Annotated in this window: 27 protein-coding genes and 1 pseudogene; 9 read left to right on the forward strand and 19 right to left on the reverse strand. The window is 44.3% G+C overall.

All coding sequences use genetic code 11. The features are described 5' to 3' along the window. The first annotated feature begins 235 nt into the window (after positions 1-235). Complete coding sequence (locus CLORY_RS15200; protein ID WP_020073004.1) at positions 236-1576, forward strand: SIR2 family protein; 1341 nt, start codon at positions 236-238, stop codon at positions 1574-1576. Beyond that, positions 1566-3590 (forward strand): ATP-binding protein, encoded by a 2025-nt coding sequence (locus tag CLORY_RS15205; RefSeq protein ID WP_027103904.1) that lies wholly within the window; start codon positions 1566-1568, stop codon positions 3588-3590. The genes CLORY_RS15200 and CLORY_RS15205 overlap by 11 nt, the downstream gene beginning before the upstream one ends. A 57-nt stretch (positions 3591-3647) precedes the next feature. On the opposite strand, the gene CLORY_RS15210 is transcribed toward CLORY_RS15205, so the two are convergent. From CLORY_RS15210 to CLORY_RS15255, 9 genes are all read right to left on the reverse strand, one after another. Next, positions 3648-3995 (reverse strand): plasmid mobilization protein, encoded by a 348-nt coding sequence (locus tag CLORY_RS15210; protein WP_020073002.1) that lies wholly within the window; start codon positions 3993-3995, stop codon positions 3648-3650. Beyond that, complete coding sequence (locus tag CLORY_RS15215) at positions 3992-4174, reverse strand: DUF4316 domain-containing protein (RefSeq protein ID WP_020073001.1); 183 nt, start codon at positions 4172-4174, stop codon at positions 3992-3994. The genes CLORY_RS15210 and CLORY_RS15215 overlap by 4 nt, the downstream gene beginning before the upstream one ends. Before the next feature lie 51 nt (positions 4175-4225). Further along, positions 4226-4813: a defense against restriction DarA-related protein gene (locus CLORY_RS15220; RefSeq protein ID WP_020073000.1), complete on the reverse strand. Its 588-nt coding sequence runs from the start codon at positions 4811-4813 to the stop codon at positions 4226-4228. Positions 4814-4954: 141 nt separating this feature from the next. After that, on the reverse strand, positions 4955-5332 hold the full coding sequence (locus CLORY_RS15225; RefSeq protein ID WP_020072999.1) for a cysteine-rich VLP protein: 378 nt from the start codon (positions 5330-5332) through the stop codon (positions 4955-4957). A gap of 205 nt (positions 5333-5537) precedes the next feature. Beyond that, entirely contained in the window at positions 5538-6203 is a 666-nt protein-coding gene (locus tag CLORY_RS15235; RefSeq protein WP_020072998.1) for a DUF4366 domain-containing protein, read from the reverse strand. After that, positions 6200-6469 carry a DUF4315 family protein gene (locus CLORY_RS15240; protein WP_020072997.1) on the reverse strand — a complete coding sequence of 90 codons (270 nt, stop codon included), beginning with the start codon at positions 6467-6469 and terminating at the stop codon, positions 6200-6202. The genes CLORY_RS15235 and CLORY_RS15240 overlap by 4 nt, the downstream gene beginning before the upstream one ends. A gap of 21 nt (positions 6470-6490) precedes the next feature. Next, the gene (locus tag CLORY_RS15245) at positions 6491-8461 is read right to left on the reverse strand and encodes a C40 family peptidase (RefSeq protein ID WP_029161777.1); all 1971 of its coding nucleotides are present in this window, start codon (positions 8459-8461) and stop codon (positions 6491-6493) included. Further along, positions 8454-10817, reverse strand: a complete 2364-nt coding sequence (locus CLORY_RS15250) for a VirB4-like conjugal transfer ATPase, CD1110 family (protein WP_079425944.1) — start codon at positions 10815-10817, stop codon at positions 8454-8456. Before CLORY_RS15250 ends, CLORY_RS15245 begins: the two co-directional genes overlap by 8 nt. After that, on the reverse strand, positions 10765-11160 hold the full coding sequence (locus CLORY_RS15255) for a PrgI family protein (protein ID WP_020072994.1): 396 nt from the start codon (positions 11158-11160) through the stop codon (positions 10765-10767). The genes CLORY_RS15250 and CLORY_RS15255 overlap by 53 nt, the downstream gene beginning before the upstream one ends. A gap of 64 nt (positions 11161-11224) precedes the next feature. Between CLORY_RS15255 and CLORY_RS15260 the strand changes: the two genes are divergently transcribed. Continuing rightward, positions 11225-11656 carry a VOC family protein gene (locus CLORY_RS15260; protein WP_020072993.1) on the forward strand — a complete coding sequence of 144 codons (432 nt, stop codon included), beginning with the start codon at positions 11225-11227 and terminating at the stop codon, positions 11654-11656. A gap of 27 nt (positions 11657-11683) precedes the next feature. Here CLORY_RS15260 and CLORY_RS15265 read toward each other — a convergent pair whose 3' ends face one another. From CLORY_RS15265 to CLORY_RS15310, 10 genes are all read right to left on the reverse strand, one after another. Continuing rightward, entirely contained in the window at positions 11684-12082 is a 399-nt protein-coding gene (locus CLORY_RS15265) for a DUF7007 domain-containing protein (RefSeq protein ID WP_020072992.1), read from the reverse strand. 42 nt (positions 12083-12124) lie between these two features. Then, the gene (locus CLORY_RS15270; RefSeq protein ID WP_020072991.1) at positions 12125-12598 is read right to left on the reverse strand and encodes a SpoVG family protein; all 474 of its coding nucleotides are present in this window, start codon (positions 12596-12598) and stop codon (positions 12125-12127) included. A 48-nt stretch (positions 12599-12646) separates the two neighbouring features. Next, positions 12647-13513, reverse strand: coding sequence for a VirB6/TrbL-like conjugal transfer protein, CD1112 family (locus tag CLORY_RS15275; RefSeq protein ID WP_079425945.1), 867 nt, complete (start codon positions 13511-13513; stop codon positions 12647-12649). Positions 13514-13524: 11 nt separating this feature from the next. Next, the gene (locus tag CLORY_RS15280) at positions 13525-13737 is read right to left on the reverse strand and encodes a Maff2 family mobile element protein (protein ID WP_011988858.1); all 213 of its coding nucleotides are present in this window, start codon (positions 13735-13737) and stop codon (positions 13525-13527) included. Positions 13738-13829: 92 nt separating this feature from the next. Then, a complete protein-coding gene (locus CLORY_RS15285; protein WP_079425948.1) occupies positions 13830-15653 on the reverse strand; it encodes a VirD4-like conjugal transfer protein, CD1115 family in 1824 nt (607 codons plus the stop codon). Beyond that, positions 15643-16116 carry a PcfB family protein gene (locus CLORY_RS15290; protein ID WP_011988860.1) on the reverse strand — a complete coding sequence of 158 codons (474 nt, stop codon included), beginning with the start codon at positions 16114-16116 and terminating at the stop codon, positions 15643-15645. The genes CLORY_RS15285 and CLORY_RS15290 overlap by 11 nt, the downstream gene beginning before the upstream one ends. Before the next feature lie 75 nt (positions 16117-16191). Then, a complete protein-coding gene (locus CLORY_RS15295; protein WP_011988861.1) occupies positions 16192-16989 on the reverse strand; it encodes a DUF6674 family protein in 798 nt (265 codons plus the stop codon). A gap of 48 nt (positions 16990-17037) precedes the next feature. Then, positions 17038-17742, reverse strand: a complete 705-nt coding sequence (locus CLORY_RS15300) for an antirestriction protein ArdA (protein ID WP_079425950.1) — start codon at positions 17740-17742, stop codon at positions 17038-17040. Beyond that, a complete protein-coding gene (locus CLORY_RS15305; protein WP_011988863.1) occupies positions 17735-18088 on the reverse strand; it encodes a DUF7768 domain-containing protein in 354 nt (117 codons plus the stop codon). The genes CLORY_RS15300 and CLORY_RS15305 overlap by 8 nt, the downstream gene beginning before the upstream one ends. A 300-nt stretch (positions 18089-18388) precedes the next feature. Further along, positions 18389-19906 (reverse strand): ParB/RepB/Spo0J family partition protein, encoded by a 1518-nt coding sequence (locus CLORY_RS15310; RefSeq protein WP_207652220.1) that lies wholly within the window; start codon positions 19904-19906, stop codon positions 18389-18391. A gap of 253 nt (positions 19907-20159) precedes the next feature. On the opposite strand from CLORY_RS15310, the pseudogene CLORY_RS23815 reads away from it, so the two are divergent. From CLORY_RS23815 to CLORY_RS15335, 6 genes and pseudogenes are all read left to right on the forward strand, one after another. Next, positions 20160-20312, forward strand: a pseudogene (locus tag CLORY_RS23815) (IS200/IS605 family transposase); the annotation flags it as partial. A 368-nt stretch (positions 20313-20680) separates the two neighbouring features. Next, positions 20681-20935, forward strand: a complete 255-nt coding sequence (locus tag CLORY_RS24250; protein WP_423236525.1) for a hypothetical protein — start codon at positions 20681-20683, stop codon at positions 20933-20935. A gap of 9 nt (positions 20936-20944) precedes the next feature. Beyond that, on the forward strand, positions 20945-21160 hold the full coding sequence (locus tag CLORY_RS24255; RefSeq protein ID WP_423236526.1) for a hypothetical protein: 216 nt from the start codon (positions 20945-20947) through the stop codon (positions 21158-21160). 710 nt (positions 21161-21870) lie between these two features. Continuing rightward, positions 21871-23244, forward strand: coding sequence for a radical SAM/SPASM domain-containing protein (locus CLORY_RS15325; RefSeq protein ID WP_079425955.1), 1374 nt, complete (start codon positions 21871-21873; stop codon positions 23242-23244). 141 nt (positions 23245-23385) lie between these two features. Continuing rightward, complete coding sequence (locus CLORY_RS15330; protein WP_079425958.1) at positions 23386-24348, forward strand: MraY family glycosyltransferase; 963 nt, start codon at positions 23386-23388, stop codon at positions 24346-24348. Positions 24349-24594: 246 nt separating this feature from the next. Further along, positions 24595-26094: a C39 family peptidase gene (locus CLORY_RS15335; RefSeq protein WP_169911645.1), complete on the forward strand. Its 1500-nt coding sequence runs from the start codon at positions 24595-24597 to the stop codon at positions 26092-26094. Positions 26095-26658 lie beyond the last annotated feature (564 nt).

Consider the following 26658-nt stretch of genomic DNA (forward strand, 5'->3'; position numbering starts at 1 on the left):
TTTCTTGTTGTATCCTACCTATATTTTACCATTTTGGGCAGGGTGCAACAATGTTGTCGAGGCCGCACCGATCTTGTCCCGGGACTTCGGGCCAAGTTGGCCCGAAGTTAGCTTGTTTATGTAAGGAAAATGCTGTATAATTAAATATAAATAAATTTTACCATTTTTTAAATTTGGTACATATTGCTGCTTTTGCAACGAAAAGGATGGATAAAGGCGAAGGAGAAGAACAATTATGAATATTGATGAAACATTGTATCAATCGATGCTCGAAAACCAGAATTGTTTAAAAATTAGCAGTAAGATTGAATTCCCTGTATTTGATAATTTCAATGGGGAAAAAGACTTACAGTCTATGCGTGAACAATATCGAAAGAGAATTGAACCGTGGCTTAGTGCAGCACTACAAACTGAACATTTATCTATGTTAATCGGCACTGGACTTACGATGGCAATCTGTTCTTCTGCTGATGTTAAGTCATCTTCTATGGCAAAGGCAAAATTTGGTGAGGACTTTTCTACTAAAATAAACACTTATGCTGAAAATGCCGCAAAGCAAATGGGAAGAGGTAATTATAATATTGAAGATCAGATACGAACCGCTTTATCCTTGCTTCATGGCTACGAAATAGATAATAATGATAAAGCAGCAAAGAAGCTTGGTGCTGAAATTGATATTGTTCTTACTGATTTTAGTAATAGTATTTTAGAAGCAGAAAAAAGTTTTATGACAGCACTAGAATCTTCAGATACTATCCAATCAGCTAAAGCAGAATTCGCACTATTTTTACTTAAGTCATTTATTACATCTTTCAGTAGTAGGACTGCAACCAGAGAGCGAACGCATATTTTTACAACCAATTATGATCGTTTTATAGAACTCGCTTGTGATTATTCAGGTATTAAAATTTTGGATCGCTTTTGGGGAAAAATTGTTCCCCGTTTTCAAGAAAGTCCAGCTACAATTGATTATTATTATCGGACACCAGATGCCAAAAATGAATTTCGCTATGCAGAAGGTGTTGTTCGTTATAGTAAAATTCATGGCTCTGTAGATTGGGTTAATAAAGATAATGCAATTTATAAGGATTGCCTTCGATTCGGAGCTGAAAAAGTTGAATTACCCAAAGATAAAACTTATCGTGACCATTTAATGATTTATCCTAATTCCATGAAATCAGTTGAAACAGCCTTATATCCATATTCGGAGCTCTTTCGTGATTTTAGCAGTGCAATATGTCGGCCAAATTCAACATTGGTGACATATGGATACGGATTTGGTGATACCCATATAAATAAAATCATAAAAGAAATGCTTAGTACTCCCTCTACGCATTTAATCATTATTTCCTATGGAATAGACGAACGTCTTGTTGGATTTTTAAGACAAATTAATCTTGCTCAAATAACATTACTCTGTGGTGGCGAGTTTGGTAGTATTGAAAATTTGGTACAATTTTATTTACCGAAAGCAGCTATTGACACGATAACTGAATCGGCAAGTAAACTCGTTGATGCTCGTAAAGGATATTTGGACAGAGCAGAGGTTAGTGCGGAGGTGGAGAATGAACTTTAATAATTATTCAGATAAATGTATCGGAATAGTAGACTCGGTTTCTCCTTCTGAAATTAAAGGTTTCTTATTGGATACTGCACCAACAAATGTTTCCATTACTGAGGGTAATATATCTTTATTCCCAAGAATAAATAGTTTTTTAACCATCCCTAATGAAACGGGGTGCTTAGTTGGCATGATTTCGTGGATAGGATATAATCATTTAAATGTAAATAGTGAGGTCAATCTTCCCCGGGGAGCGCGAATTATTTCGTTAAATATACTTGGTCATATCACAGCTACATTAAATGGCCTTGAATTTGAACGAGGAGCATTTACCTTACCTACTGTAGGTGACCCTATTCTTCTTCCTGACCCGGAGCAAATGGATACTATCATTGAAAACCATGATGAAGAATCCATCACAATTGGAACGTCACCATTAGCTGGTAATAGGGATGTCCGTATTTCTGTTAATGAACTTTTTGGGAGACATCTTGCTGTGCTCGGAAACACAGGAAGTGGAAAATCCTGTACGGTTTCTGGATTGATAAGGTGGTCAATAGAATCAAGTGAAAAAGCTGGTCAAAAATCTCCAAATGCTCGATTTATTATCCTTGACCCTAATGGAGAATATAAACATTCATTTGATAATTTAAATGTTGATGTAACACATTGTACTGTAAAGGATTTGGATAAATCCAGTTCTTCTCAACTGCGGATTCCTGCATGGATGTGGACAAGTTCTGAATGGGCTAGTGTATTTCAAGCAAGTGATAAAACACAAAAGCCTTTATTGCGTGAAGCTCTTAGAGATTTAAAAGCAGCAAACCAAGATTGTACTAAATTCAGCAAAGAAACTGTAACTGGAGATCGTATTAAAATTTTTATTTATAAATTGGAATGTTTTCTGCGTGAATCCATCGTTTCTCAATCTCATTTATCTAATGAAAGGACAAAATTCGGTAAAGAACTTAAGGCTAGAGTTGAAACGCTAAGGCTCGAAGTTCTAAAGCTTGAGGAAACGAACGATTATAAAACAGATTTAATAAATTTTTGTGACACTACTGATACTACAATTCAACAATATCAAGGTACATATAACGGAAATTTGTACTACAATATTTTCCCCGCGCAAGATGTTCAAATAATTCTTAGTAATACTATAGGTATCTCTGGTACTTTTGGAAAAGCAAGCGAAAACTTAACATGTAATGAAGATGATCCTATAGAATTCCCCATTGAAAACCTTGCCCCCTATATCGCTGCACTTGCAAATGATACCCAAGTGGCACAATATATTGATTTTATGACTATAAGAATTAAGAGTATTCTTCGTAATTCTGTACTGTCGCCCGTCATTGGAAACAATCCACAAATCACTTTGTTAGACTGGGTAAATTTATTCTTGGGTGAATCAAAAGAAAAGAAGGCAAAAATTTGTATTATTGATTTATCCCTATTACCTTCAAACATAGTCCATTTGATGGTTTCGGTCATTGCAAGGCTAATTTTTGAAGCATTGCAGAGATACCGAAAACACTATGAAAAGGAACTTCCAACACTATTAATTATGGAAGAGGCTCATAACTTTATAAAAAAGTATTCTGACAATAATGATAATTCGTCAGAAAAACTATGTACACAAGTATTTGAGAAGATAGCGCGTGAAGGTAGAAAATTTGGTTTGGGACTTGTTGTTTCTTCACAGCGTCCTTCCGAATTATCCCCGACAGTTTTATCACAGTGTAATTCTTTTATCTTGCATAGAATCGTAAATGATCGTGATCAAGATATGGTCAGGAGAATGGTTCCAGATAATATGGGAAATATTTTATCAGAACTCCCCGCTTTACCAACTAAAAAAGCTATTATTTTAGGTTCTGCCGTTTCAATTCCTACTGTGGTAGATATTAAAGATATCCCTTCACAAAACCGGCCTAAATCGGACACTCCAGATTTTTGGAAAGTTTGGACACATGCCGAAGAGCGTTCCCTGGATTGGAAACCAATTGTTGACACTTGGCAAGGCTAATTACCTGCTAAAGTAAAAGCGGGGAGCGACGGCATGTGCCAACGCTCCCCGCTTTTCTTATAGCTCCACTATCGCCGTAAGCTGTTTGAGTACCTCTGAAACCCGGCCCCATAGCTCGGTATAATCTTTTTGCAGAGCGGTAATTTCGGACGGATAAATGCCGTAGGTGTTGGCATGAATGGCAACCTGATTCAGATTGTTGGCACATCTGCGTTGCAGGGAAACCAGCTCCCGGACAGGGGAAATGTCAATATTTAACACATAGCCATTGAGCGCCATTTTTCGGATATAGGCGCTTAAATTCTGTGTTCCGGCCTGTGCCATACGCTCCTGAATGGCAGCGTATTCATCATCACTCACCCAAACATAAAGGGGAACGCCGCGCCTGCGTTTGGGGCGACTCACCGTTCCTCCCGTTCCCGGCTCCGGTGTTTTGCCGGCGGCTCCTTTACCCGGTCTTTCGGCCTTTCCTCCGGCATGGTCTGCGGAACAGGCAGAGGGGCATTATTTGGAATCCCATCAATCATATTGTAATTCTGCTCGATCGAAAGCTCTGCATTTTTTAAATAGTTATCCTTTTCCATTCTCAAAAAACCTCCTTTTTAGTGACTTCGGGCCAAGTTGGCCCGAAGTGATTACCTGTCTTTCTCTGCGCTTTTTTGGGGAGCAGGACGGGCGGCATTGTCCCGTGCCGCCTGTTTTGCTCCCTCTGCCAGCCGGGCGGTAATTGATTTACTTTCTCCCGGTTCCCGCATGGGAGCTTTTCTGTCGGGATTGCCGGGAGCTGCCCGAAGCTCATAATCGCCAATCTGCTTTTCTGTCAGAGGTGCGTCATACACAAGATAGCCCCATGCCAGAAAGCGGCCCTGTTCCACACTTTCCGGCTTATCAAAATTCACAAGGTATAACGGGCCGTTCTCCGTTTTGGGGAACGTGCCAATATCCACCGGCCTTTGTGTAGAATAATATCGATAAGCCGATTTTTCGGATACGCGGTAGTCATGATGATATTCGGAAACACGGTTCTCATAATCCCTTGTGGCGGCGGCTTTATCGGTGGTATAGTGCCCCCAATAATAATCGCGCCTGCCGCTTGCGTCCTCGGTAAACTGCCATGTGGCAAAGGGCTGTACCGCCTGCGGATTTTCCCCAAGAGCAAAACCCCGGTCATTCTCAAAGGCAATGGCCCGTTTGATTTCATATCCTTTTACGTTATCGCTCATTTTTCCCTCCGTTCTCATACATGGAAATGTCACGCTGTTACCCGCAAAAAGTGGGGGCAGGAAGCATAGATACCTTTTCCTTGAAACCGGCGCCGGAAAGCCCCGGAAATCAAGGCTTTTGGGGGCAAACTTCGTGACACCTTACCCCCTGTTTTTGCGCCTGTGCCGCTGTTGGCGGCGGCGGTCTGCTTCGCGTTTTCCTTTCCGGCGGCAGGCTTCGGAGCAATAGGCCTGACTGGTAACAGGAAGATAGGCCGCCCCGCAGACCGGGCAGGTCTTACGGGAAAGCACCGTAGGGTTTCCGGCTAAATCAGCTTCCAGCACCGGGTTAAGCGGAAGCACGGCCTTTTGAAAATATTTGCAGTATGTGCCCGTCCAGCATTTATCCATCATATAACAGCCGCCGTAATCAAGGGGCAGACAGCCATATTCCGGGTCATAGTTGGCGCATATCCCTGTTACCAGCCTGCGGATTGCGGCGTGTTCCTGGCGGGTCAGTTCCCGGGGTTCGGCACTCATACGTCTGACTTCGGGCCAAGTTGGCCCGAAGTTCCCTCCCTTTGCGGCAAAATCAAATCCCGGTAGCAAACGCCCACGCAGACAGAGCCGTTCCAATAACTGCAATCCCGGCAAGGGGAGCCTTTCGGCGGCTTGCGCGGTGGAACCGGGCGACAGGGACGGGGCTTTTCTTTCATCATTTTTTCATAGGGGCTGTTAGTAAAGTTCATGCGTCCTCGTCCTCCCCGGTATCCGAATCCTCCCCATCCACTTCCCACGGAGGGGTATCGTCCTCCTGCTCGTCGTAAGGGTTGGTTTCGTATTCGTCAAATTCGTCCTCTGCCAAAGCGGCCTGTTCCTGCTTCGGGCGATAAATCTTAAAGTAATATCCGGCCCCGCCGCCAATCACTACAACCGCCAGCACCAGCAGGAGCATGGTAGTATTGCTTTTTTGCTCCAATTCCGCAGAGGTTTCTAAAGAAGTTTCGGAGCTTATGTCTGTTTCAGAACCGCTTTCCGGTTCGGGAGTAGAAATAGCGGCGGTTTCATTTTCCACGGTATCCTCGGATTTTTCCGCAAGAGCCAGCAGGTCTTTTTCCGTCACGGCATTCAGAAAATACACATTGTCCATTTCCCGCTGAAGGTCAATCACGAGGTAAAATACATTTTCGTCCGGGGTGGTGATGGTGTAGAATTGCTTGCTGTCCTCGTCCGTGGCGGTATTGACTACGGTTCCCGTTCCGGCTGGGGTAAAGGGATTGGTTTCAGAAGTCGCCGGAGCTTCCGTTACTTCCGGGGTTTCCTCACCGCCGCTGGCATAGGCCACAGTGCTAAAGGAAAATACCATTAAAAAAGCGGCGCACAGCACCGCCATCATACGAAATTTCTTCATTCTTCGATTTCCTCCTTTTCAGTTTGGGCGGGTACTGCGGACTTCGGGTTAAGTTGGCCCGAAGTAGCCCCGCCTGTCTTTGCCACTTTCAGCAGGTCGGCAAGGTCGGTCAGGGAAATATCCATGCCGCGCACCGCGTCCACAATTTCCAAATTTTCAAGCTCGATTTTCTGCTTTTCCAGCTCCCGCAGCTTTGTTTGAAACTCATTGATTTTTTCCTTTGTTTTCTGTATGTCCTTGCTGACACGTTCAATTTTCGCGTTCAAAAAATTACCTCCTATGTTTCGTTAGGGCAAACGCCCATAGCCTAAAAAGTGACTTTGCCAGTAGCTTGTATTGATAGAAGCGTACTGTATGGGAGAGCCGCAATGGATCATCATGCCATTTCCTACGTAAATTCCCACATGGCTTGCGCCCGGAGTGTCGTAGGTGCCTTGAAAGAAAATCAGGTCGCCGGGCTGTGCTTCGCCCGGTGGGATATGGGAACAGAAATTGAAAAGCCCCGTTGCGGTCGTTCGCCCCACGCTTCCCACACCAGACTGATTGATGACCCAGCACACAAAGCCCGAACAATCAAAGGAAGTGGAGGGAGAAGAACCGCCCCAAACATAGGGATAGCCTAAATATTTCTCCGCTTCCGCAATCAGAGCGGCAAATTCCGGGTCGGCCAGAGCTTGTGGCGGTATGTCGTAATCGGTGTATTCTCCGGCATGGGCGTAAATATTGCCCTCAAACAGATAAGGGCGGTTGCCTTTGGTCTTTTGGTAAATGGCATAGCGTTCCGACTGCTCCGGGTCGAGATTGGTAAGAGCTACAGCCCCCAATGACTTATTTTTTAAAGACACATTGAGGATATAGTAATCATAGGGAACCTCGTAGGTGTCGGTATGGGTTTCGCCGTTTTCGTCCGTCCAAGTATCGGTTTCCGTGCGGTAGCGTACCTCCACCGTTTCCGTGATGGTCAGGATATACTGTTGCCCGAATAGGGCTTGCAGTTCGGTCTGTACCTGCGCCGGGGTGTAGCCGCCGTATTTGGCGGTCAGATAGGAAGCCAGCTCAAAGGGGTCATGCCCGATTTCGTCCACGGAATAGCGGTACTCGTCATAGTCTGGATAATCGCTTTCTATTCGGGAGAGCCGATCCCGTAAATCCTTTTCCAGTGCGGTATAGCTTTCGTCCACAGCTTCAATATCGCTGTCCGACGAACCGTAGGAAGTGCCGCCTACAACGCTAATCAGGCCGTTGCCAATGGTGGTGATTCCCGCCATGCAGGATTGCAGAACCACAATCAGCAGGAACAGCACCAGCCCAAGCAATAGAATTTTGGGATTGCGCTTTACAAAGGCCGCAACCGTTCGGGCAATTTTTTTTGTGAACCTCACCGCTTTTTTGCCCTGCTTTACCGCTTCCTTTGCCTGCTTTCGGTACTGCTTTTTTAGCTGTTGCTTCTGCCAGAACCGGGAAACCGGATTGCTTTGCAAGCCCGGATTTTCCTGCACAAGCTGGCGGTAGGTGTAATCGGCTCTTGCGCTGATATGTCTGCTTTCCCACTTGCGAACCTGCCGAGCGGGACGGGTTCTGATACGGTGATTGATAAAGCGTGTACCGCCCCAGATAAGGTGTTCCCCGGCAAGCTCCGTTTTGTGGGCGGCTTCCGTTCCCATATTTTCATGCTCCACTTCATGGATTTTTCCATGCACATACCGCCATGGCTGATACTGGACGGCACGGCTGATGGTTTTGACTGGGCCGGGATTTTTCTGCGGCTTCTGATTCGCCAACTTTTCACGGGCGGTATTCAGCTTATTGCCGCTTTTTTCCATACGGAGCTTTGATTTCTCCATACGCTTGCTGTCCGGCGGGGTGTCCGTTTTTTCATTACCGGGCGGCGGCTCCCCGTCATGCCGCAGACGTTCCGAGGGGCGGGGTTTCTTGCTGTCCTGTCGGAGCTTTCCCGACTTCGGGCCAACTTGGCCCGAAGTGGCAGGGGCAACGGATTTTGGTGGTATGGTGGTGTCCGGGGTGACTTCCTCATCAAACTGTAATTTTCGTTTTTTCGTATTAGGCGGGGCAGGGTCAGAGCGATTACCCACAGGCGGCGAAGCTCCCGATGGGTCGGAGGTTTGCGGCGGTGTTTCCCCGGCAGTTTCCTTTTTCGGGATAGCTCGCTTTTCTGACTTCGGGCCAAGTTGGCCCGAAGTTCCCGCCTGCCCTTTTGGCGTAAACCGCAAGCGGCCCGGCCTGCCCGTATCACGCATTTTGGACCTCCCGTATGTCCTCTGGCCTTGTGGTTAGCAGATTGTAGATTTCTCCACGGGGGAAACGGTCTACAAAGGGAATGGTGGTATTGCCGAAGAACAAAAGCCCTTCCCCTGAATTACTGTGGGCGATATACGAAAGCTGATGTTCCGATATACCAAGCTGTTTAGCGAGGATTGCCCGGTCGCCCTGCGCCTGTGACAGCAGTATCATAAAGTCGCTGTTTTCCAAGATATTTTCGATTTCCCGGCTGGCTAAAAGGTCTTTTACATTCTGCGTGAGGGCACTCGGTACACAGCCCTTTTTCCTCAGCATCTTCCAGACACGGACGAAATAACTGGCACTTAGGGCATCTTGCAGGAGAATATGAAATTCATCATAGTAGCACCAGGTCGCAAGGCTTCTGGAAAAGTTTTTGTCTACCGCCTGTGTCACCAGCTCATTTGTGATGTGCATGGCGATTTTGCGTAGGTTTTCGCCCATGCTTTTCAGCACGATACAGGTAATACGGCTATCGGTCTGCACGTTGGTAGGGTGGTTAAACATATTGAGGGAGCCGGTGCAGTAAAGCTCCAAGGCGGTTGCAATCCGTCTGGCTTCCGGTTCGGGCTGTTTGCACAGGGTTTCATACAAATCTTGCAGAAGCGGCATTTTCCCGTCCCCGATACCAAGGGCAAGCTCCCGGTACACCAAGCGCACACAACGGTCAATAACCGTTTTTTCAATGGGCTGTAAGCCCTCCTTGCCGCCGATAATCAACTCACATAAGGACAATAAAAAATCCGCTTTCATCGAAAGCGGGCTGTCCTCTCCGGCTAAGTTCAATTTTAAGTCCATTGGGTTGATGTGATGGGGGCTGTTGGGCGATATTTCTATGACCTCACCGCCAAGCCGCCTGACTAACGGGGCGTATTCGCCCATTGGGTCTACCACGATAATGCGGTCTTTGGTGGCAAGGAATACGTTGATTAGCTCACGCTTTGCGGCAAAGCTCTTGCCGGAGCCGGTGCTTCCAAGATACAAACCATTGGCGGATTTCAGCTTTTTGCGGTCTGCCATAATCACATTATGGGAAAGAGCGTTCATTCCGTAGTATAAAGCCTGCCCGTCCATGCGAAGCTCCTGCGTCATAAAGGGAACGAATATCGCCGTAGAGCTTGTTGTCATACCCCGCTGTATCTCGATTCCGTTGTACCCAAGAGGGAGCGAGGACATAAAGCCCTGTTCCTGCTGAAAATCCAGCCGTTTGAGAAAGCAGTTATATTTCTGCGTAATGCCCGACACCGTGAAAATATCGTTTTCCAACTGCTGGCGGGTGGGGGCTGTGTTCACCACAAGAAACGTGAGAAGAAACATTCGCTCGTTACGGCTCTGTAAATCTGCCAAGAGTGCCGCCGCGTCCTTGCTGTAAGTGAGCAAATCCGGGGGCAGAATATCAATGTCATACCCGGCTCTTGCGGCTTTTTTCTGCTCGTCCATTTTCATACGGTCTATGTCGGTCAGCTTTGCCTTGACCGTTTTTACCGCTTTGGTCTGGTCTACCGTCTGGATATGCAGGGTGATGATCATTTCTGCGTCCACCTCCAAAAGCTCCGCTAACAGCTTGTCGGAAAGCTCCGAAGCCATAATCTGCATATACAGAGCCGCGCCCCATGTAGTCCCCACACGAAAGGCGCGGCTTTGGCGAAAATCAAAGGAAGTGGGAGCAATGAAGTCCTTTGTTCCCATGCCGGTTTTGGGTATCATATCCCAAGAGAAAATAAATTTTTCCTTTCCTCCGGGGTGTAGCTGGCTGTGCAGCACTTCCAGGCGTTCCCGCCCGGAAAGGGTTGCCGACTGTACGCCCAGCTTCTTGAAGTTCCCCACAATATCTGCTTCGATTCGCTCCAAGCGGGGCCGAGCCGCCGCTATCCCGTCTGCTTGAATCCCGAATGTAATGTATTTGGAGCGGACAATGCCGTTGTTGCTTTTGGCAATCTGGTTTTCCAGCATGGCGGTAAATTCACCCCGGATACTGTTAAAATCATCGTCCTGCGGGGAAATGTTCACGCTGTAACGGTTCTCCGGGCGGGAGCGGTGATTGATAAAGGAAAGCTGAAAGGGTAAGGCGCTGTCAAAGTAATTGAGAAAGCCGCAGTACCCGTCAAAAATGGTGCTTTGGTCGTCACTGGAAGCAACAGCATAGTTAATATCTTCATAGGAAAGGGTCTTTGTGTAGTAGCCCTCCCGCACCTTGCAGATACCGTCTTTCAGCATTTCCTTATAGGGAATGGTCTGCTGTGCCGACTGCGGCCCACGCCTTTTAGGCTTTCCGCTTTTTACAGGAATGGGCGGGCGTTTTGTTTCTTGTGCCATTGGGTGAAACCTCCTTTCCGGGTTTGCTTAGGTAGGAATAGAAATTCTGTGTCTGGTAGGGGCGTGTACGGGGCCACAGAAATTTGGAGCGGACAATATTTCGCACCACCTTTTCCAGCGGTTGTCCGTCACGCTCATACATGGCAATAAGAAAGCAAGGGAGCATTAGGGCAATCATCAGAAGCATGGCCCCGGTATTGCCAATGGCGGTACGGGTAAAAAGATAGGTCGGAATCCCGACTACCGCCGCCGTTCCGAAGCATAGTAGCTGGCGTTTGGTAAGATTGAACGCCACTTTGGTTTTTATTTTCGATAAATCATTTGGTACGCTTACATATGCCAATGAAAAATCCTCCTTTCCGGGTGTTTTCATGGTATAATTTAGAGAAAAAGCAAGGAGTGTTTTTATGGAAACATTGAATACAAAAGGGTTGTTGCCGATTGCACTTGACGCTGTTGTGTTGGAGTGCAGGGACGCAGCCGCTTTATCTGATTTTTATATACGGCTTCTCGGCTGGAAGAAAAACCATGTGGAAGAAAACGAGTGGACGGATATTATTTCGCCCTCTGGCGGTGTAAAAATCGCCTTTCAGCAAAATCCAGACTACGTTCCGCCCGTATGGCCGGACGAGCCGAGCGCACAACAGCAAATGGCACATTTGGATTTTACGGTACAAAATCAGGAGCAGTTGGAGCTTGCCGTACAGCACGCGCTTTCCTGTGGGGCAGTAAAAGCCAATATACAATATGGCGAAGCCACTTCACCGGAAAGTGAATCCTTATGGACAACTATGCTTGACCCAGCAGGGCATCCCTTTTGCTTTGTCATTTGGTCGTAACTTCGGGCCAACTTGGCCCGAAGTTCATTATCGCTCTGCGCTGTGAGTGGAAACCGTCTGCCGGGCCGGGGTCTTTTCAAGCCCGGCCTGCCGTACCCGCCAATAATCCGGGTTGTGTTCCCGAAGTGACTGATTGATGTTTTCCTCAAAAGCCACCTTATCCTTAATACGGTCAGGAACCGCCCACAGCTTTTTATCCAAAAGCTCCCGCAGGGCAACATCTTCCTGCGTATCTTCCTCAAAGCAGAGAAAACCGCTGTGACGGAAGCCGCACTTGATAGCGGCAGGAGAAAGCACCGCCGCCATATCCTTTGCAACCATTGTCCCGCCGTGACTGGCGGTACTCACAAGAAACACGCCGGGGCAGAGCATATCACAGGTCTGCACCTTGCCCCACGGCGATTGTTCCGGCTGTTGGTAAAGCATAGAATCCTCCTTTCCGGCACTTCGGGCCAAGTTGGCCCGAAGTTACCTTTCTGCATTTTGGGCCTTACTGGCCTTTGCCGTAGTAGAACGGGCGGCGTTTTCCTGTGCCGCCTGTTTGGCTCCCTCTGCAAGCTGTTTCGGGATAGACTGCTTTTCGGGGGAAGCAATGGCAGCGGCGCGGGTCTGCAACTTTTCAAGCTCCGCATGGTAAGCTGCTGTCACGGCTTCGGTCAGCTCGGCGCGGAACTCTTTTGTGATGGGGCGGGACGTATCCCGGTAGCCGGTCTTGCTGGTCTTATCCGGCTTGCTCGGCATACCTACAAAAATGCCCTTGTCGTTTTGCAAAATCTTGAAATCGTCAATTACAAAGCAGTCGTTCAGTTTCAGACTGGCAAAGCCTACAAGATTGCCTTTGGGTTCAATGAGCCGGGCGGTAACGTCCAGCTTCAGCGGCAAAGCCGCCTGTCCGGGTTGCGGTTCCGCTTCCTGCGGAACCGGTGTTTTTTCGTTGCTCATAGTAAAAAATTCTCCTTTCTCACTTCGGGACAAGTTGGCCCGAAGTTATCAGTGCGCTCCAAAAATGGATTTCGCAAGGCTTCCCGTTTTGAACATAGTAAAGCATAGCAGAACCGTATAGCCAATAACCGTCCATATGGCTCCAATGGGGTCGCCGCCTACGGCGATACTCTGCACCAGCTTTGCGTAAATTCCCACGCATACCAAAATCAGCAAGCCTTGAAAGCCCACGGCGCACAGGGATTTCAGATAGTTCTGACCCATGCCGCCGATTTCCCGGTTGACCAAGGTCGCTATTGGCACAGGGGCTAAACTGGTGAGTAGGTAAATTTCAATCATTCTGCCGTACACAATGACAAACACAACAATGTTAATTACTACGACTACTATTCGTATCAGGAAAGATTGCATCCACAGGCCAAGCAGAGGGCCGATTTCCATTGTCATGAGTTGGGTTTCCAAGCTATCCAGCATATCGGAGCTTACCGCCGTGTTTCCTGCAATCACGCCCCCTGCGTTGTTAATGACGCTTTGGGAAACATCAAATACTGCCATTACGATATTGAACGTGTTGGAAAGGAGCAGTACCGCGACAAAGGTCTTGAATATCCACTTGAAGAAAATCCATGTGTCAATGTCGTGCAGGTTGTTCCGCTCAATCAGCATTTGTATCAGCTCATAGCACATGACAAAGGTAAGCACCAGTCCGGCAATCGGCAAGACAACCGTTTCGGAAAGCTGCCGTATGAGGGAGAACACGCCGGGGTTCCAATTCCCCGGCGTGGTTCCCACCTGTGTTGCAATCTCTCCGATCTGGTCGTTCACGTTCTCGAAAAGGCCGCTTAAATTGCCCATGATACCGTCCACCAGCAGGCCCTTTATCCATTCGTTAATCCAGTCGGTGAGAAAATCCATACCGGCCTACCTTAAAACAGGCTGGAAAGCATAGGCACAAGCGTTGTTCCCAGCAGGATAACGCCGCCCCCGGCCATGAGCTGTTTAATGCCTTGCGATTTCGCGCCCGGATTGTCCGACCCGTAACCTTCCAAAAGGTTGATAACGCCCCACACGGCAAGACCCGCGCCAAGAGCTACAACAAGGGTTTGCAAGGTACTAACTGCACTCGTAAAAAATCCCATAATCTGATTACCTCCATATTTTCATATTGTTTTCGGGTACAAAAAAACCGCCATTTTCGGCGGCTGTCACTTCGGGACAAGTTGGCCCGAAGTTATGCAAATGCTTCCGGGTCGTCCACATCATCATAGTTGAGAATGTCCTCGTTCTCGTCTATGGCGGCGGTTTCCCCGTCGGCACTTACTTCATAAACGGTATACTGCTCATTGGGATTGAGCTTTTTCATGCGGCGGTTTACCAGCTTTGAAGCGTCAAAAGCGTTGCGCTTGTCGGCTTCGGCGGTATACCTGTAATTGGGGTGCTGTTTTAAATCGTATTTTGGGGAAAGGAATGGACGCAGACCGCGAAGCTGTAAAATGCACTTGTTGCCCGGCATAGTGGTCAATTCGTCCATTGTCATAAGCTCCTTGCCGAGCCGTTGCAAGTTCTGTCCGTAGCTTTCCGACTGGCCCCGTGTCCGGCTTTCTGTCTGCATGGAAATGGTTTCTTTCCCCAAGACCTCCGAAAGCTCCTTGATGGTGGAATGTTCCCGCCCACCAAGAAAAATCACGCTGTCCATATTCCCCATAATGGTTTCAGCGTGGTCTTTGTATAAGGCTTTGAGTTGGCTTTGCGCCTGTAAAAACAGGCACAGGGAGATTTCACGGGAGCGGATAACGGCAACCAGTTTTTCCAGTTGAGGCACTTGTCCTGTATTAGCGGCTTCGTCCCATAGCACCCTTACATGATGGGGGAGCCTGCCGCCGTATTTGCTGTCAGCCCGTTCGCACAAAAGATTGAACATCTGCGAAAAAGCAAGGGCAACAATAAAGTTGTAGGTCGTATTGGTGTCGCTGATGATGAAGAAGGTGGCGGTTTTCTTATCGCCCATGCGGTCAAGTTCCATTTCATCATAGCTCATAATCTCCCGGAGCTGTCCAATATCAAATGGGGCAAGTCTGGCTCCGCAGGAAATCAGGATACTTTTCGAGGTTTTCCCGCTGGCGAGCTTGAATTTTTTATACTGGCGCACCGCAAAATGGTTGGGATTGCGCTTTTCCAAGCCAAGGAACATATAGTCCACGGCGTTCTTGAAATTTTCATCATCTTCCCTTGTTTCCATGCTGTTCAGCATATCCACTAGGGTATTGATATGGCGTTCTTCCTCCGGCCCCTCAAGGACGATATAGCCGATTAAAGCACAATAAAGCAAGGTTTCTGCTTTCGTCCAGAATGGATCACCCTCTTTACCGTCGCCCTTTGTGTTCTCAATCAGAGCGTTTACAAACTTCAAAATATCGCTTTCCGTCTTTAAGTAGGCCAGCGGGTTATAGTGCATTGACCGGGCAAAATCAATGGAATTGAATACCTTGATTTTGTAGCCCTGCTTTTTCAGAAAAGAGCCGACCTGCTCTAAAATGCCGCCCTTTGGGTCAACCACCACATAGGACGAATGAGCCTGTAAAAGCTGTGGGGTCAGCCAAAAGCGAGTTTTCCCGCTTCCGCTGGAGCCTATGATACAGCAGTTAAGGTTTCGGGCGTTGGCGGGTCGGGTATTCATGGTAAGAAGCTCTGTCCCGGTTAGTATCACGTTGTTGCTGAATTTTGGGTCGATAAAGGGCTTGATGTCCTTTGCCGTTCCCCACCGGGCCGAGCCATATTCCACATCCCTCCGAAACTTTTTTGCGTTTTTTACCTTATACCATACCACCAGCCGGAGTATGACCGCCCCGGCAAGGCCAATGAGCCAATCGGACAGCACAAAGCCCGGCGCAAATGAAGCAAACGCCGGGCTTATAGTCTTTATCATGCCAACCAGTTTATTTCCGAAGTCTGCACCTGCCGCAAGGCGGTAGGCTGTGCCGAGCTTCAGACAGAACCACAGCACCAACAGATAGGGAACATTGGGAATCACATATCTACGGATTTTATCGTTCATTCCGCACCACCTCCCGTTTTCGTTCCTTTTGTCGCGGTTTGGTGCGCTCCCTGTCGGCAAAGGCTTTTAACTGTTTCAGAATAGAGGGGTGGCGGCTCTTGCCCCGGTTCAGCACCAGCTTTGTATATTCGCCAAAACAGGCGGTAATAGCGTCAGCCTGCCCGGCCTTGAAGAATAACAAATATTTATCCGGCCCGGTTTTGTGAAAAGCATAATCTACATTGTACTTTCGGGCCACACGGTCAAAGAGCTTCGTATCCCCGGACAGGTCAAGACTGTTTGTAGAAACGCCGTGGTTCATCAACTTTTTTACGCTCTGTCTGCCCTGCGGGGTCTGCCGCTTCTGATGGCCCTTTTGTATCTGCCGGAGTGCTGCCGCCAGCACCTTTGCCAGCGTCCGGCCCGTCAGTTTTGTAGCATTGACAGATAGGGCAACCGTCCGGCGTTCAATATCTTCCTGCATGAAATTCCTCCTTTCCTGCCAGATATGGCAATCGTATAGGCGGGAGGACTTCGGGCCAAGTTGGCCCGAAGTGTGTTACCTCTCTGCATTGACAGGGCGGGGGCGTTCTGTGGTGGGAGCGTCCTTTTGTGCCTGCGCGATTTTTTCATTGTGAGTAGCAAGAGCTTCCCGGATAGAGGGCTTTTTCTCTGCCGCCCGTTCTTCCAACCGTGCCAGCGTATTCAAAGATTTTTCTATATGGCTTTTTATACTGGAAAAATGGGAACGCTCCGCACGGAATGGAGCGGATATGACCGCCGCCAGCTTGCCGGGCTGTTTTACTTCCTGTGCCGCTTCTCTGCCAAGCATGACCCGACCCATGTTTTTCAAATGCCGCCCGGCTTGATGGTATTCGGTGCTGATGGCTTCGATTTTGGCAATAGCCTTATCGTCGTACTGAATATCCTTTGTGAGCATATCCCGCATGGCTTCTAAAGTGGGGCGCACCTTGAAGAACCGGGCTACGTTATCCAGCGCGGAAATGCCGGTTTCCTTAAAAGCGGTAACGGCGTTCTTACAACCGTCTATGACGCTTTGCTTTAGCTCCGCCAATTTATCCCGCAAGTCCAATACCTGCCCCTGCATAACAATGACCGCCTTTTGCAAAGCGGTCTTAACCGGGTGGTTCTGTTCCTGTGCTGTTCGGAGTTCCTGCCGCATGGCGGCAAGCTCCTTTACAGCGGCGTCAAGCTGTTTTTCCATTGCTCCGACATGATGCAGAACCGCAAGAAAATCCTTTGTGGACGGGGAATTGTTTTCCCGCAATATCGCCAAAAGCTCCTTAACGTGTTCATTTTCCAAAATCGGCTCGGCGGTAGTTTTCGTTTTTGCCATAGGCTTTAACCTCCTTTCACACTTCGGGCCAAGTTGGCCCGAAGTTGGTTATCGTTCCGCATTGGCGGGGTGGGGGCGCTCACGGGCGGCGGTGACGGTTTCGTTTATCATCTTCCCGTAGCTTTCCAGCGTTTTCTTGATGGATTTTTCCGGTTTGGGATAAGCAAAAATTCGGTGTTCCTCCGGTAAATCGTCCCTGCCGCTGTAAAACTCGGTAAAGCTGTCGCCTGTCCGCACCACATAGCCGCCATCTGTAAAGCGTCCGTCCTCGTCCATGCTCATATCCCGTCCGTAGGCTTCGTAATCAATGTAGTTTGTTAAATGCTCTGGGATTTCCAGCGTACACATTTCATCAATATAGAATCGCCCCAAATCTTCCTCATTCTCAATCCCGGCGTAAAACTCAAAACAATCCAGATTTTGCGTAAGGTTAATTAGGGCGGGTACACTGTTGTACTCCCCGAAGTCCACGGCGGCAGAAAACTTTTCTAACTCCCATTCCTCCATATCATCCAGCAGGGAAGCCAGATAGTTCAGCTCGTCAATGCTTTCATATTCGCCCAAGCAGTCACGCAGGCCGGGTACGTCGGTTTCATAATTAGTAATGAAAATTTCCTCATACCGCACACCGTCCACATGGATACGCTTCAAAAGAGCCTGCACTTCCTCGGTGGTGGCAGGGAGCTTTAAAGGCTCCCCGTCCAAATATCCCTCGTTATACCGTCCAAGATTGGTAACAAAGGCTTCAAGCATGGTCTTTTTCCTGCCCCTGTGTTTTCACGGTCAGAATCCCGTCCAGCGTGGTTGCCGTGATGTTCAGCCGCCCGGCAACGGCAATGTCGTTTTTCACGTCCTCGTCAATATCGCTTCCGCATACGACAAGTACATGGGCGCGGCGCAGGAGATCCCGGCTCATATCAATGCCGCTTTTATGTTCCTCCGGGATTGCGTCATTGAGAAAAAGCGGAAGATACAGGGTCGGGCAAACCGGGGAAAACCCGGCTTCATAGACTGCCCGGCAATACTGCGCCGCCTGTTTGGTATCCGTATCGTGATTGCCGCACCACGCGGCAGTAATGTATGCTAAAGGTCGTTTCATGATTTAAGCACCTCCGTTCTTGTTGCGCTGAATGTGTCAACCTATCCCCCCGCCCTTTCCACGCTTGGAAAGGGAGCAGCTCAAAGGAATATATATCCCCGTCGCTTGACTGCCTTAAAGCATAACCGGGAGAAATCCGTCAAGAGTGCGAAGCACCGCCTACGGCGGCAAGCTCTTGACCGATTTTCCCGGCTATGCTACCCAATAAGCGGCGACGGGGAATATATTTATCCTTAGAGCTTTGGGGCACGGGGCAAAGCCCCGCATATACCGACTTCGGGCCAACTTGACCCGAAGTGCTTATTTTTCCTGTTCGGCTTTCTTTTGAGGAGCCGAAACCTCTTTCAGCTTCGCCTTGTTTTCCTCCAGCAGTTTCATAATGGTATCCTTCATTTCGCGAGGTGTTTTCTCCTTGCCGAAATACTGGCTTAATTCCTGACTTGAAATAATCACTTTGACTGCCTCCTTTTTTTCTTCTAACATGATTCCGTCAATCACATCGGGGTTTAACAACTTCTTTTGGTCAAGGTCACGCATACGCTGTGCCTGTGAGAGTGAGGGAGCCGACTGCTGGCCCTCAATGGCGATAGCGATATACCGCTGATTTTTGGGCTTGATGAACGCAAGCTCCACGGCGGGAGTGAACGCGATTTTCTTTTCGTCCACCATTTTTATAAGGTCGGGAACCAACTCATTGAGCTTAATATACCGCTGAACCTGCTTGACCGTCATTTTGTTGCGCTCTGCTACAACCTCATTGGAGCGTTGCCCGTTGCCGGTTCGCGCGCCCTGCCGCTTGATGGCTTCCAACTGCATTTGCAGGGCTTTGGCCCGTTCACTGGGCAGGATATTTTCACGCTGGTTGGTGTTGTCCTCTACCATCTGCGTGATGGCCTGTTCGTCCGTCATGTTGCGGATAATACAAGGCATATCCGCAAATCCGGCTAATTCGCTGGCCTTCTGGCGGCGGTGGCCTGATACGATTTCATAGCCGCCATCTTCACGGGGGCGCACAATGGCAGGCTGGGTAACGCCCTTGTCCTTAACGCTTTCCACCATAGCCGCCATTTCTTCATCATTACGAACCTGAAACGGGTGATCTTTGAAAGCGAAAAGCTCGGAAAGATTGAGATAAACAATCTGTTCCTGTTCGCCGGGGCGGGGTGCTTCCCTCGGTTCGGACGGCAGTTCCGGGGCAGGGGACGGCGTTTCCTGCTGTGCCTGTTCCGTAGCTTGCGGGGAATCAGAAGCCCCGCCGCCAATTTCTGCGGCTTGTTTCGGTTTATCCGGCTTTTCCGGTTTTACAGCCTTTGGGGCTTTTTCCTGTTTGGCAGGGCGAGTAGGCTTTTTGTCCGCTTTTTCAGTGGTTTTTTGTGAGCGAGATTTGGGCTTGCTGTTAGCCGTTTTCGGCTCGTTTTCCTTTCCCTTATCCATACCGGGTTTCTCTGGCTCTGCCTTTTTTTCGGTGTGTGCTGATTTTTCCATGTCCTTTTTTTCGGGGGCGGTCTGCTCCGCTTCCTTTACCGCCGCCTGTTTCCCGGAAACAATCTCATTGATTTTGTCAAAGGAAACCACCACATCACCGGGGGCGGGAATGTCAATGCGATTAGGTTCTTCCGGTCTGTCCTTATCGGATTCAGACAGGGCGGTTTCGTCCTCACGGGGAAGTGCCGCTGTTTCCTCGGCGGTCTTTTCCGGAGCAGGAGCTTCTCCGCCAATCTCCGGCATGGGAGCAGGCGTGTTTTTTTCTTCTGCTGTTGCTTCCTGGGCCGGGGCGGTTTTTACTTCGTCCGGTTTGTTTGGCTCATTTTTTGCCATGCGTTTTTCCTCCTTGTCTGTTTTATGGCATGAAAAAGGGGCTTGATTTTTTAGGTCAAGCCCCACAGGGATTTGTAATCCCCCCTTTCCACTTCGGGCCAAGTTGACCCGAAGTTCCGCTATCCAGATACAAAAATACCGCCTATCTTGTCCAATTAGGCGGTATCCTGTGTAATGTGATAGCTCATATTTTATTTTGGTATTCCCTTATCCCGCATAGAATAAGGGTTTTTGCAGTTTTCCTAATACGTTTGGCTCATATGTAGATACAATAGGAAAAAATAAAAATAAAATAGCAGAGTATATAAGAAATCAGCTACAAGAAGATTTAGCATATGAACAAATGAGCATAAAGGAGCTAGTTGACCCGTTCACGGGGAAACCAGTAAAGAAGAGCAAAAAATAGAGTCGTTTTAGCGATTGCATGTGAAAATATGCGATTGGCAGACCGATTCAGAGGGCTTTCAGCCCAGCCATGCCCTTATAGGGCTGAGCAAACCATCGCGGCTTAGCCGGTGGTTATGATTCGCCCAGCATGGGCGCAATCTAATGGGTGAAAACCCCTAGTCTACCCTAGTAGTGGGAAGGACATAGTCAAAACCAAGGGTGTTCATCGTGAGGTGGAGTCTGAAGGAAGGTGGAGGCAAATCTCTAGTCTGACGAACAGAAATCACATGAGGCTACAGTTAAGGATAAGGCCGCATAACAAGCCAAAGTCCAATAACTACTCAGAATTAACTGTGTGTGGTATCTGCGGAGCAGAATAGAAAGAGCATGTGGAAGTGCATTCCAATAAGAGGATTGCTGAAAACAATGACATCATCACAGATTTTCAGACAAACAATTTGCTGGAAGAGATTTTACACAGAGATAACCTCAACAAGGCTTATAAAAAAAGTGAAGTCAAATAAAGGGGCTGGAGGTGTTGAGGGAATGAGCGTAGATGAACTTCTAGCATTTCTCAAAGACAACGGAAGGCAATTAATCCAGCAGATAAGGGAAGGAAAATATAAACCCAATCCAGTTTGAAGGGTAGAAATGCCAAAAGAAGAAAAAGGAAAAATCAGAAAACTGGGAATACCAACCGTAGTTGACCGAGTGATACAACAAGTAATTACACAAGTACTATCACCGATATTTGAAAAACAATTTTCTGAATACAGCTATATTTTCATTTCTAACACAATGGTACCTATAAAGATTTGGAAAAATTATATTAGAAGAATCCATGGAGTCAGCCTTTATAGTCTTTAAAACTTCTCCTTTTTCTTTTTTACTCAACTGTAATATATGAGTCATCTCTCTTATACTTAAATCCTTATATATTAATTCTATGTGAACTGTTGAAAATTTTTTATGAAATAAATTTTTATTACATTACTTTATTTGCTTTTTGTATTATGAAAAGAAGAAAAATAAAAAAAGCATTTACATATATAGTTAGTAATGGTAATATAATAGTAAAGAATTTAATTTACATTTTTGGAGGCGGTAAAACTGAAAATTAAAAAAGTGACTTTTAGCGTAATATTATGTATCATGGCCTTTATACTAAATACATACATAGTTGAGACAGAAATACATTACAATAATGGTAAAGAATATTGTTTAATAAATACATGCAAATTTTCTCCGTTTCATATTGATGTAAATACAATAAAATAGCAGTTTTGAACATTTAAAGTGTAAAAATTATATTAGTAAAATATTGACTATAATAATAAAGATATAACGTAATTTAGGAGATTCAACTATGGTATTAATTGAGATACTGAACATACTATGCTTTTAAAGTCTGTAAGCGGTATTTAGGTAAGAATAAAGGGTAAAGGTAATATTAGTCAGAAAGGATAGTAAAACTCTAATTTGTTTTTAAATGGACAAAATAATTCGGAAATACGTGGTTTTCTGTGCCTAATAAAACTGATTGTCAGTGAAGATCCTCCTATAATTTAGGAGGATTTTTGCTCGAAAAATATGAGAGGGATGGTCAAATGAAAGTTTCAAAATATAATGTGAATATTGATATTAATGAAAATGAGTACATAATTTATAACACATTTACTAGAAAATATTTGAAGCTACAATCAATATATAAATCTCATATAGAAAACTTAATTAATAATCTAACAAGAGTTGCGATTGCTAGAGAAGATATAAATATTATAAAGAATATGGTTGAAAAGGGAATAGTAATTAGAAATGAGGTAGATGAATTAGAAATTATAAAAAATAGAGAAGTATTAACAAGGTTTCAAGAATATATTTTTTATTTGTCTTTACAACCAATTCTAAAGTGTAATTTTAATTATAAATACTGTTCTGAAGCTTGTACAGGAGAGGAATTTTCAACAAATACGGTAGAAAAAATAATTAGATTTGCTGAGAATGTAACTAAAAAAGTGCACATTTTGCAGGTATCTTGGTTTGCAGGAGAATCACCAATACAATTTAAAAATATGATGGATATTACACAAAAACTAAAAAGAGTTTGCAATAAGAATAATTGTCAATATAGAGCATGTATAACTATTAATGGATATTTACTATCAGAAAATTATATAAGTAGATTACCAGAGCTTTCCATAGAAAGTATTCAGATAGCTATTGATGATGCAGCTGAGTATAATGATAGGCAAAAGTCACTAGGCATAGGTGAAGAGAAGTTTGATAGAGTACTGCAAAATATATTACTACTTCTTAATAAACGTATTAATCTTGTGTTGAAGATAAATGTAACTGATGAAAACTATAATAGTGTTATAAAAGTTCTGGAGTTAATTCCGGTAAATAAAAGAAAAGATGTAACTCTGAACATGGTAAGTTTTTCTCAAGGTAAGAATAGCATAAAGCTTTTTGACTTATACAAAAAAGCAATAGGAAAAGGTTTTGATTATTATAATATAAAGAATAGATATCAAAATTGCGAGGCTTGCTTTAAAAACTCTATAAATATTGAACCTGATGAAAATTTATGCACATGTCCATTGGCGGGTGAGGATGGATTTTATATAGGTAAGCTGGGAAGTGACGGGGAAATACAGTATAGTAATGCTCAGGAGTTTTTGAAATTTATAAATCTATCAGCAATAGATAATGAAAACTGCAGAAATTGCATTCAATTACCCATGTGTATGGGTGGATGCAAATATTCAAGATATAAAGATTCAAAAGTATGTAACGCTTTATCACCAAATGTGCTTTCATTAGAGGAAAAAATATTGTTGCATTATTATACTGATAATAATCCTATGGTTTATGAAAATGATACCTTAGCTAAAAAACAAAAATCTATTGTTTATAATTATGGAACAAATAATGGGTGTCAGCGAGGGTAAAAATATTATTAGTGAATTGGAACAAAATTAATCTGTTATCATATCGACTACTGGATATAATGTAATCAGTGTGGTACAATGAACTGTAAATTGTCATAGAAATATATGAATTTACAATAAAATTAACCATTGGAGGAAAAAATGATTGGCTTAATTACAGACTCTTCAAATTATAAAATTATGGCATTTATTGGTATTATATTTGCTTACATATTAACTCACGTACTACTTCATTACTGTAAGGAGATGCTGCCTAGAGATGGCGGAAGAGCGTTTGCTCATGATGGAAAACTATCTGCAGGAAAACCAAGAGGAGCAGGAATAATATTTATTTTGGTATTTGCAGCAGCTTCTATTTTATTTTTAAAGATAAATTTAGAAAATATTATATATATTGTGTTACTTATTGCAGCTATGCTTACAGGATATCTTGATGATGCATCTAAGTCTCCTTGGGGAGAATACAAAAAAGGGTTCTTAGATTTAATCATTTCAGTACTTACAGCTGTAACGTTTATGTATTATAATTCAAGCTCAATTTATATAAATATTATTGGAAAAAGCTTTACGCTGAATCCTGTGCTATTTGTAATACTTGGTACAATACTTGTATGGGCAGCAATCAATGTTACAAATTGCTCTGATGGAGTTGACGGTCTTTCTGGAACTTTAGCAATAATTACATTGATTACAATATATTTTATAGGAACAGCAAAGGATGCTAACGGAAGCTTCAGTTATATGATTTTAATGATGGTAGTTTCTATTATGGCATATCTTTGGTTTAATGCTACGCCAAGTAAAATGCTAATGGGTGATGCTGGTTCAAGAGCAATGGGACTGTTTATAAGTATAGCTATACTTAAGACTGGAAGTCCGCTTCTTTATATACCTGTTTCATTTGTATTTATTGTAGACGGTGGACTTGGGTTAATAAAGGTAGCACTGTTGAGATTTTTGAAAATAAAAATAATACCGAATATCAGAACTCCGCTTCATGATCATGTGAGAAAGAATAAAGATTGGTCCAATACTCAAACAGTGTTTAGATTTGCAATTATTCAGATTTTAATTGGCTTTTGTACAGTATGGCTTTTAAAGTAGAATTATAAAATGCCAGCATATTATGAAATATGCGGGCATTTATTTTTTGTGACAGGAATAGTATATAATAAAATTCATGGGAGAATTGATAATTTATTAAAAAAAGTGAATAATTACATGGATAATTAATAAATTGTAAAAAATATAAATTACAACCATATGTTTCTTGGCTCGCTTGAAAATAAAATTATACTGAAATTATCAGTCTTAATACTAAAAATAATTATTTTACAAGGGGGAAGGAATATGAAAAAAGTTAAGATGATTTCAGTATTTTGCATGGCATTAGCTTTGCTGTTTTACAGTGTGCCTGGAAATGTAATATTTTCAAAGGAGGCAAAGAGTACAGTGACAGAAGGAAATGCATTTACATTAACAGCTAAGGATGATTTTAAAAATGGGAATGTCGAAAATCTTGTAGTTGGTAAAGAAAAAGGCGGACAAGTATCTTTAGCTAAAGATGATGGAAAATATGCTTCAAAGGGTAGTTTTACTTCAAAAGCTATTTATACTGAACCTTTTTCAAATTTGATCGCATCTTGGGATTCACAGACGCCGGAAGGCACTTCAATAAATGTAGAAGCACAGGTGTTGGTGGATGGAGAATGGTCAAGCTGGATTACTTGGGGAACCTGGGGTACAAATCAAGAGAACTCATCAGTAGATGACAGCGATGATTTTAAACTAGCAGGAATATGGACAGATACTTTATATGTAAAGAATGATAAAACTGCTAATGCATTTAAGCTCAGAGTGACTTTGAATTCAGATGACAGTAAGACGACTCCTGTATTAAGAGCCGTTAATGCAACGATTGACTTGGGATATGGTGCTAACAGAATTTATCCATCGAATGAGGACAAAGATAAGATTGAAAATGTAGACAAGCAGCTTGATGTACCTGCTTTTTCACAGATGATAAGGGATCCCCAAATCAAAAGCAGAATCTGCAGTCCAACTAGTTGTACATGTGTTGTAGATTATTATTTAAACAAACATAATAAAGATAATGTTCTTCCAGAAGAAAGTGCATATACGGTTTATGATAAGGTATATGATGGATTTGGTAACTGGGCCTTCAGTGCATCATATATTGGCAGCTTCGGACTTGATGGTAAGGTTGAATTTTGTGACTCGCTATATGATTTAAAGAGAGAAATATATAAAGGAAATCCCGTCGTAATAAGTGTTAACCATGCAAGAAGTGAAAATGATACAGATCCTGAAGATGCAAAATACCCACTATTACATGGGTTTCCTATATTGGCTACTAATGGACATCTCATTACCGTTACTGGTTTTACTAAGAAGGATGGTAAGGAATATGTTTGTGTAAATGATTCTGCAGCTGCTAGTGATGCTGAGGCAAAAAGGATGTATTTGGCAGATGAATTTGATAAGGCTTGGGCTACCAGTGGAAGAGTAGCCTACACTGTAAGTGATTCAGAAGAAAAAGTATATAACCCGATAAAAAGATTAAAGGCATCCTTTGATGAGATGAGTTCAGCAGATAATAAGGATTCAATTGAATACAGTCTTATCTATAAAGGTCAGATTGTAGATTTAAGCAGTGCCAATGCTAAGGTTATTATGGTATCTAAAGATGGCGGTGCTTATGAATATATCACTCCAGGTACGAATAAGAACCTGTCTTTCTCAGCAGATAAGGAAAGCGGAAAGTACAAGTTTTTGATAATTGCTAAAGCAGGAAAAGAATACACTGGAAGTATTAAGATTAAAGAGTAAAGTGAATGTTAAAATTCAGCGTTCAAGCTTTTTTAGGAAAAATGTGACTAATTATATAAGATTTCATTTTGCTAAGAAGGAAGAAATACTTATTGAGGCTATTAATAGATTGAAAAAATTGAAATATATCTATTTTATCTTCAAGGATTTGTTTATTTAATCAGTTATTGATTTTTCGTTCTACTTTCTTTTTTTCTCACTATAAAATATTTAAAGGATAAAACAATTAATGAGCAAATATTTGTGAAAAGTAAGTAGTTGATTGAAATATAATCGATTCTGGTATCATATAGAAAATCAGATGTGATTATTATATTCAATATAATAGGACATACAAGAGAGGTAAAATTAAACAGATAATTTTCATAGATTAATGCGAATAATGGCAGTATAGCATAAGAAAAACATAAAAGAAAACTTAAAATGATAATTACTAGGAATATAGCTAAAAATACGTTTGAATTATTGCTTAGTCCTAGTTTACAAAAAAGAAAATAGGATACGATTATAGAAAATAATAAAGCAATATATATAAGAGAAGTAATTAAGTTATTTCTAAGGATA

The sequence above is a fragment of the Clostridium oryzae genome (assembly GCF_002029235.1).
GTDB classification, from domain to species: domain Bacteria; phylum Bacillota; class Clostridia; order Clostridiales; family Clostridiaceae; genus Clostridium_AE; species Clostridium_AE oryzae.

Bases quoted from the DNA above. Each gene is read 5' to 3' on its own strand.
- CLORY_RS15200 (WP_020073004.1), top strand. From the start codon at position 236: ATGAATATTGATGAAACATTGTATCAATCGATGCTCGAAAACCAGAAT.
- CLORY_RS15205 (WP_027103904.1), top strand. From the start codon at position 1,566: ATGAACTTTAATAATTATTCAGATAAATGTATCGGAATAGTAGACTCG.
- CLORY_RS15215 (WP_020073001.1), bottom strand. From the start codon at position 4,174: ATGGAAAAGGATAACTATTTAAAAAATGCAGAGCTTTCGATCGAGCAG.
- CLORY_RS15220 (WP_020073000.1), bottom strand. From the start codon at position 4,813: ATGAGCGATAACGTAAAAGGATATGAAATCAAACGGGCCATTGCCTTT.
- CLORY_RS15225 (WP_020072999.1), bottom strand. From the start codon at position 5,332: ATGAGTGCCGAACCCCGGGAACTGACCCGCCAGGAACACGCCGCAATC.
- CLORY_RS15235 (WP_020072998.1), bottom strand. From the start codon at position 6,203: ATGAAGAAATTTCGTATGATGGCGGTGCTGTGCGCCGCTTTTTTAATG.
- CLORY_RS15245 (WP_029161777.1), bottom strand. From the start codon at position 8,461: ATGCGTGATACGGGCAGGCCGGGCCGCTTGCGGTTTACGCCAAAAGGG.
- CLORY_RS15250 (WP_079425944.1), bottom strand. From the start codon at position 10,817: ATGGCACAAGAAACAAAACGCCCGCCCATTCCTGTAAAAAGCGGAAAG.
- CLORY_RS15260 (WP_020072993.1), top strand. From the start codon at position 11,225: ATGGAAACATTGAATACAAAAGGGTTGTTGCCGATTGCACTTGACGCT.
- CLORY_RS15265 (WP_020072992.1), bottom strand. From the start codon at position 12,082: ATGCTTTACCAACAGCCGGAACAATCGCCGTGGGGCAAGGTGCAGACC.
- CLORY_RS15270 (WP_020072991.1), bottom strand. From the start codon at position 12,598: ATGAGCAACGAAAAAACACCGGTTCCGCAGGAAGCGGAACCGCAACCC.
- CLORY_RS15275 (WP_079425945.1), bottom strand. From the start codon at position 13,513: ATGGATTTTCTCACCGACTGGATTAACGAATGGATAAAGGGCCTGCTG.
- CLORY_RS15280 (WP_011988858.1), bottom strand. From the start codon at position 13,737: ATGGGATTTTTTACGAGTGCAGTTAGTACCTTGCAAACCCTTGTTGTA.
- CLORY_RS15285 (WP_079425948.1), bottom strand. From the start codon at position 15,653: ATGAACGATAAAATCCGTAGATATGTGATTCCCAATGTTCCCTATCTG.
- CLORY_RS15290 (WP_011988860.1), bottom strand. From the start codon at position 16,116: ATGCAGGAAGATATTGAACGCCGGACGGTTGCCCTATCTGTCAATGCT.
- CLORY_RS15295 (WP_011988861.1), bottom strand. From the start codon at position 16,989: ATGGCAAAAACGAAAACTACCGCCGAGCCGATTTTGGAAAATGAACAC.
- CLORY_RS15300 (WP_079425950.1), bottom strand. From the start codon at position 17,742: ATGCTTGAAGCCTTTGTTACCAATCTTGGACGGTATAACGAGGGATAT.
- CLORY_RS15305 (WP_011988863.1), bottom strand. From the start codon at position 18,088: ATGAAACGACCTTTAGCATACATTACTGCCGCGTGGTGCGGCAATCAC.
- CLORY_RS15310 (WP_207652220.1), bottom strand. From the start codon at position 19,906: ATGGCAAAAAATGAGCCAAACAAACCGGACGAAGTAAAAACCGCCCCG.
- CLORY_RS24250 (WP_423236525.1), top strand. From the start codon at position 20,681: ATGTGGAAGTGCATTCCAATAAGAGGATTGCTGAAAACAATGACATCA.
- CLORY_RS24255 (WP_423236526.1), top strand. From the start codon at position 20,945: ATGCCAAAAGAAGAAAAAGGAAAAATCAGAAAACTGGGAATACCAACC.
- CLORY_RS15330 (WP_079425958.1), top strand. From the start codon at position 23,386: ATGATTGGCTTAATTACAGACTCTTCAAATTATAAAATTATGGCATTT.
- CLORY_RS15335 (WP_169911645.1), top strand. From the start codon at position 24,595: ATGAAAAAAGTTAAGATGATTTCAGTATTTTGCATGGCATTAGCTTTG.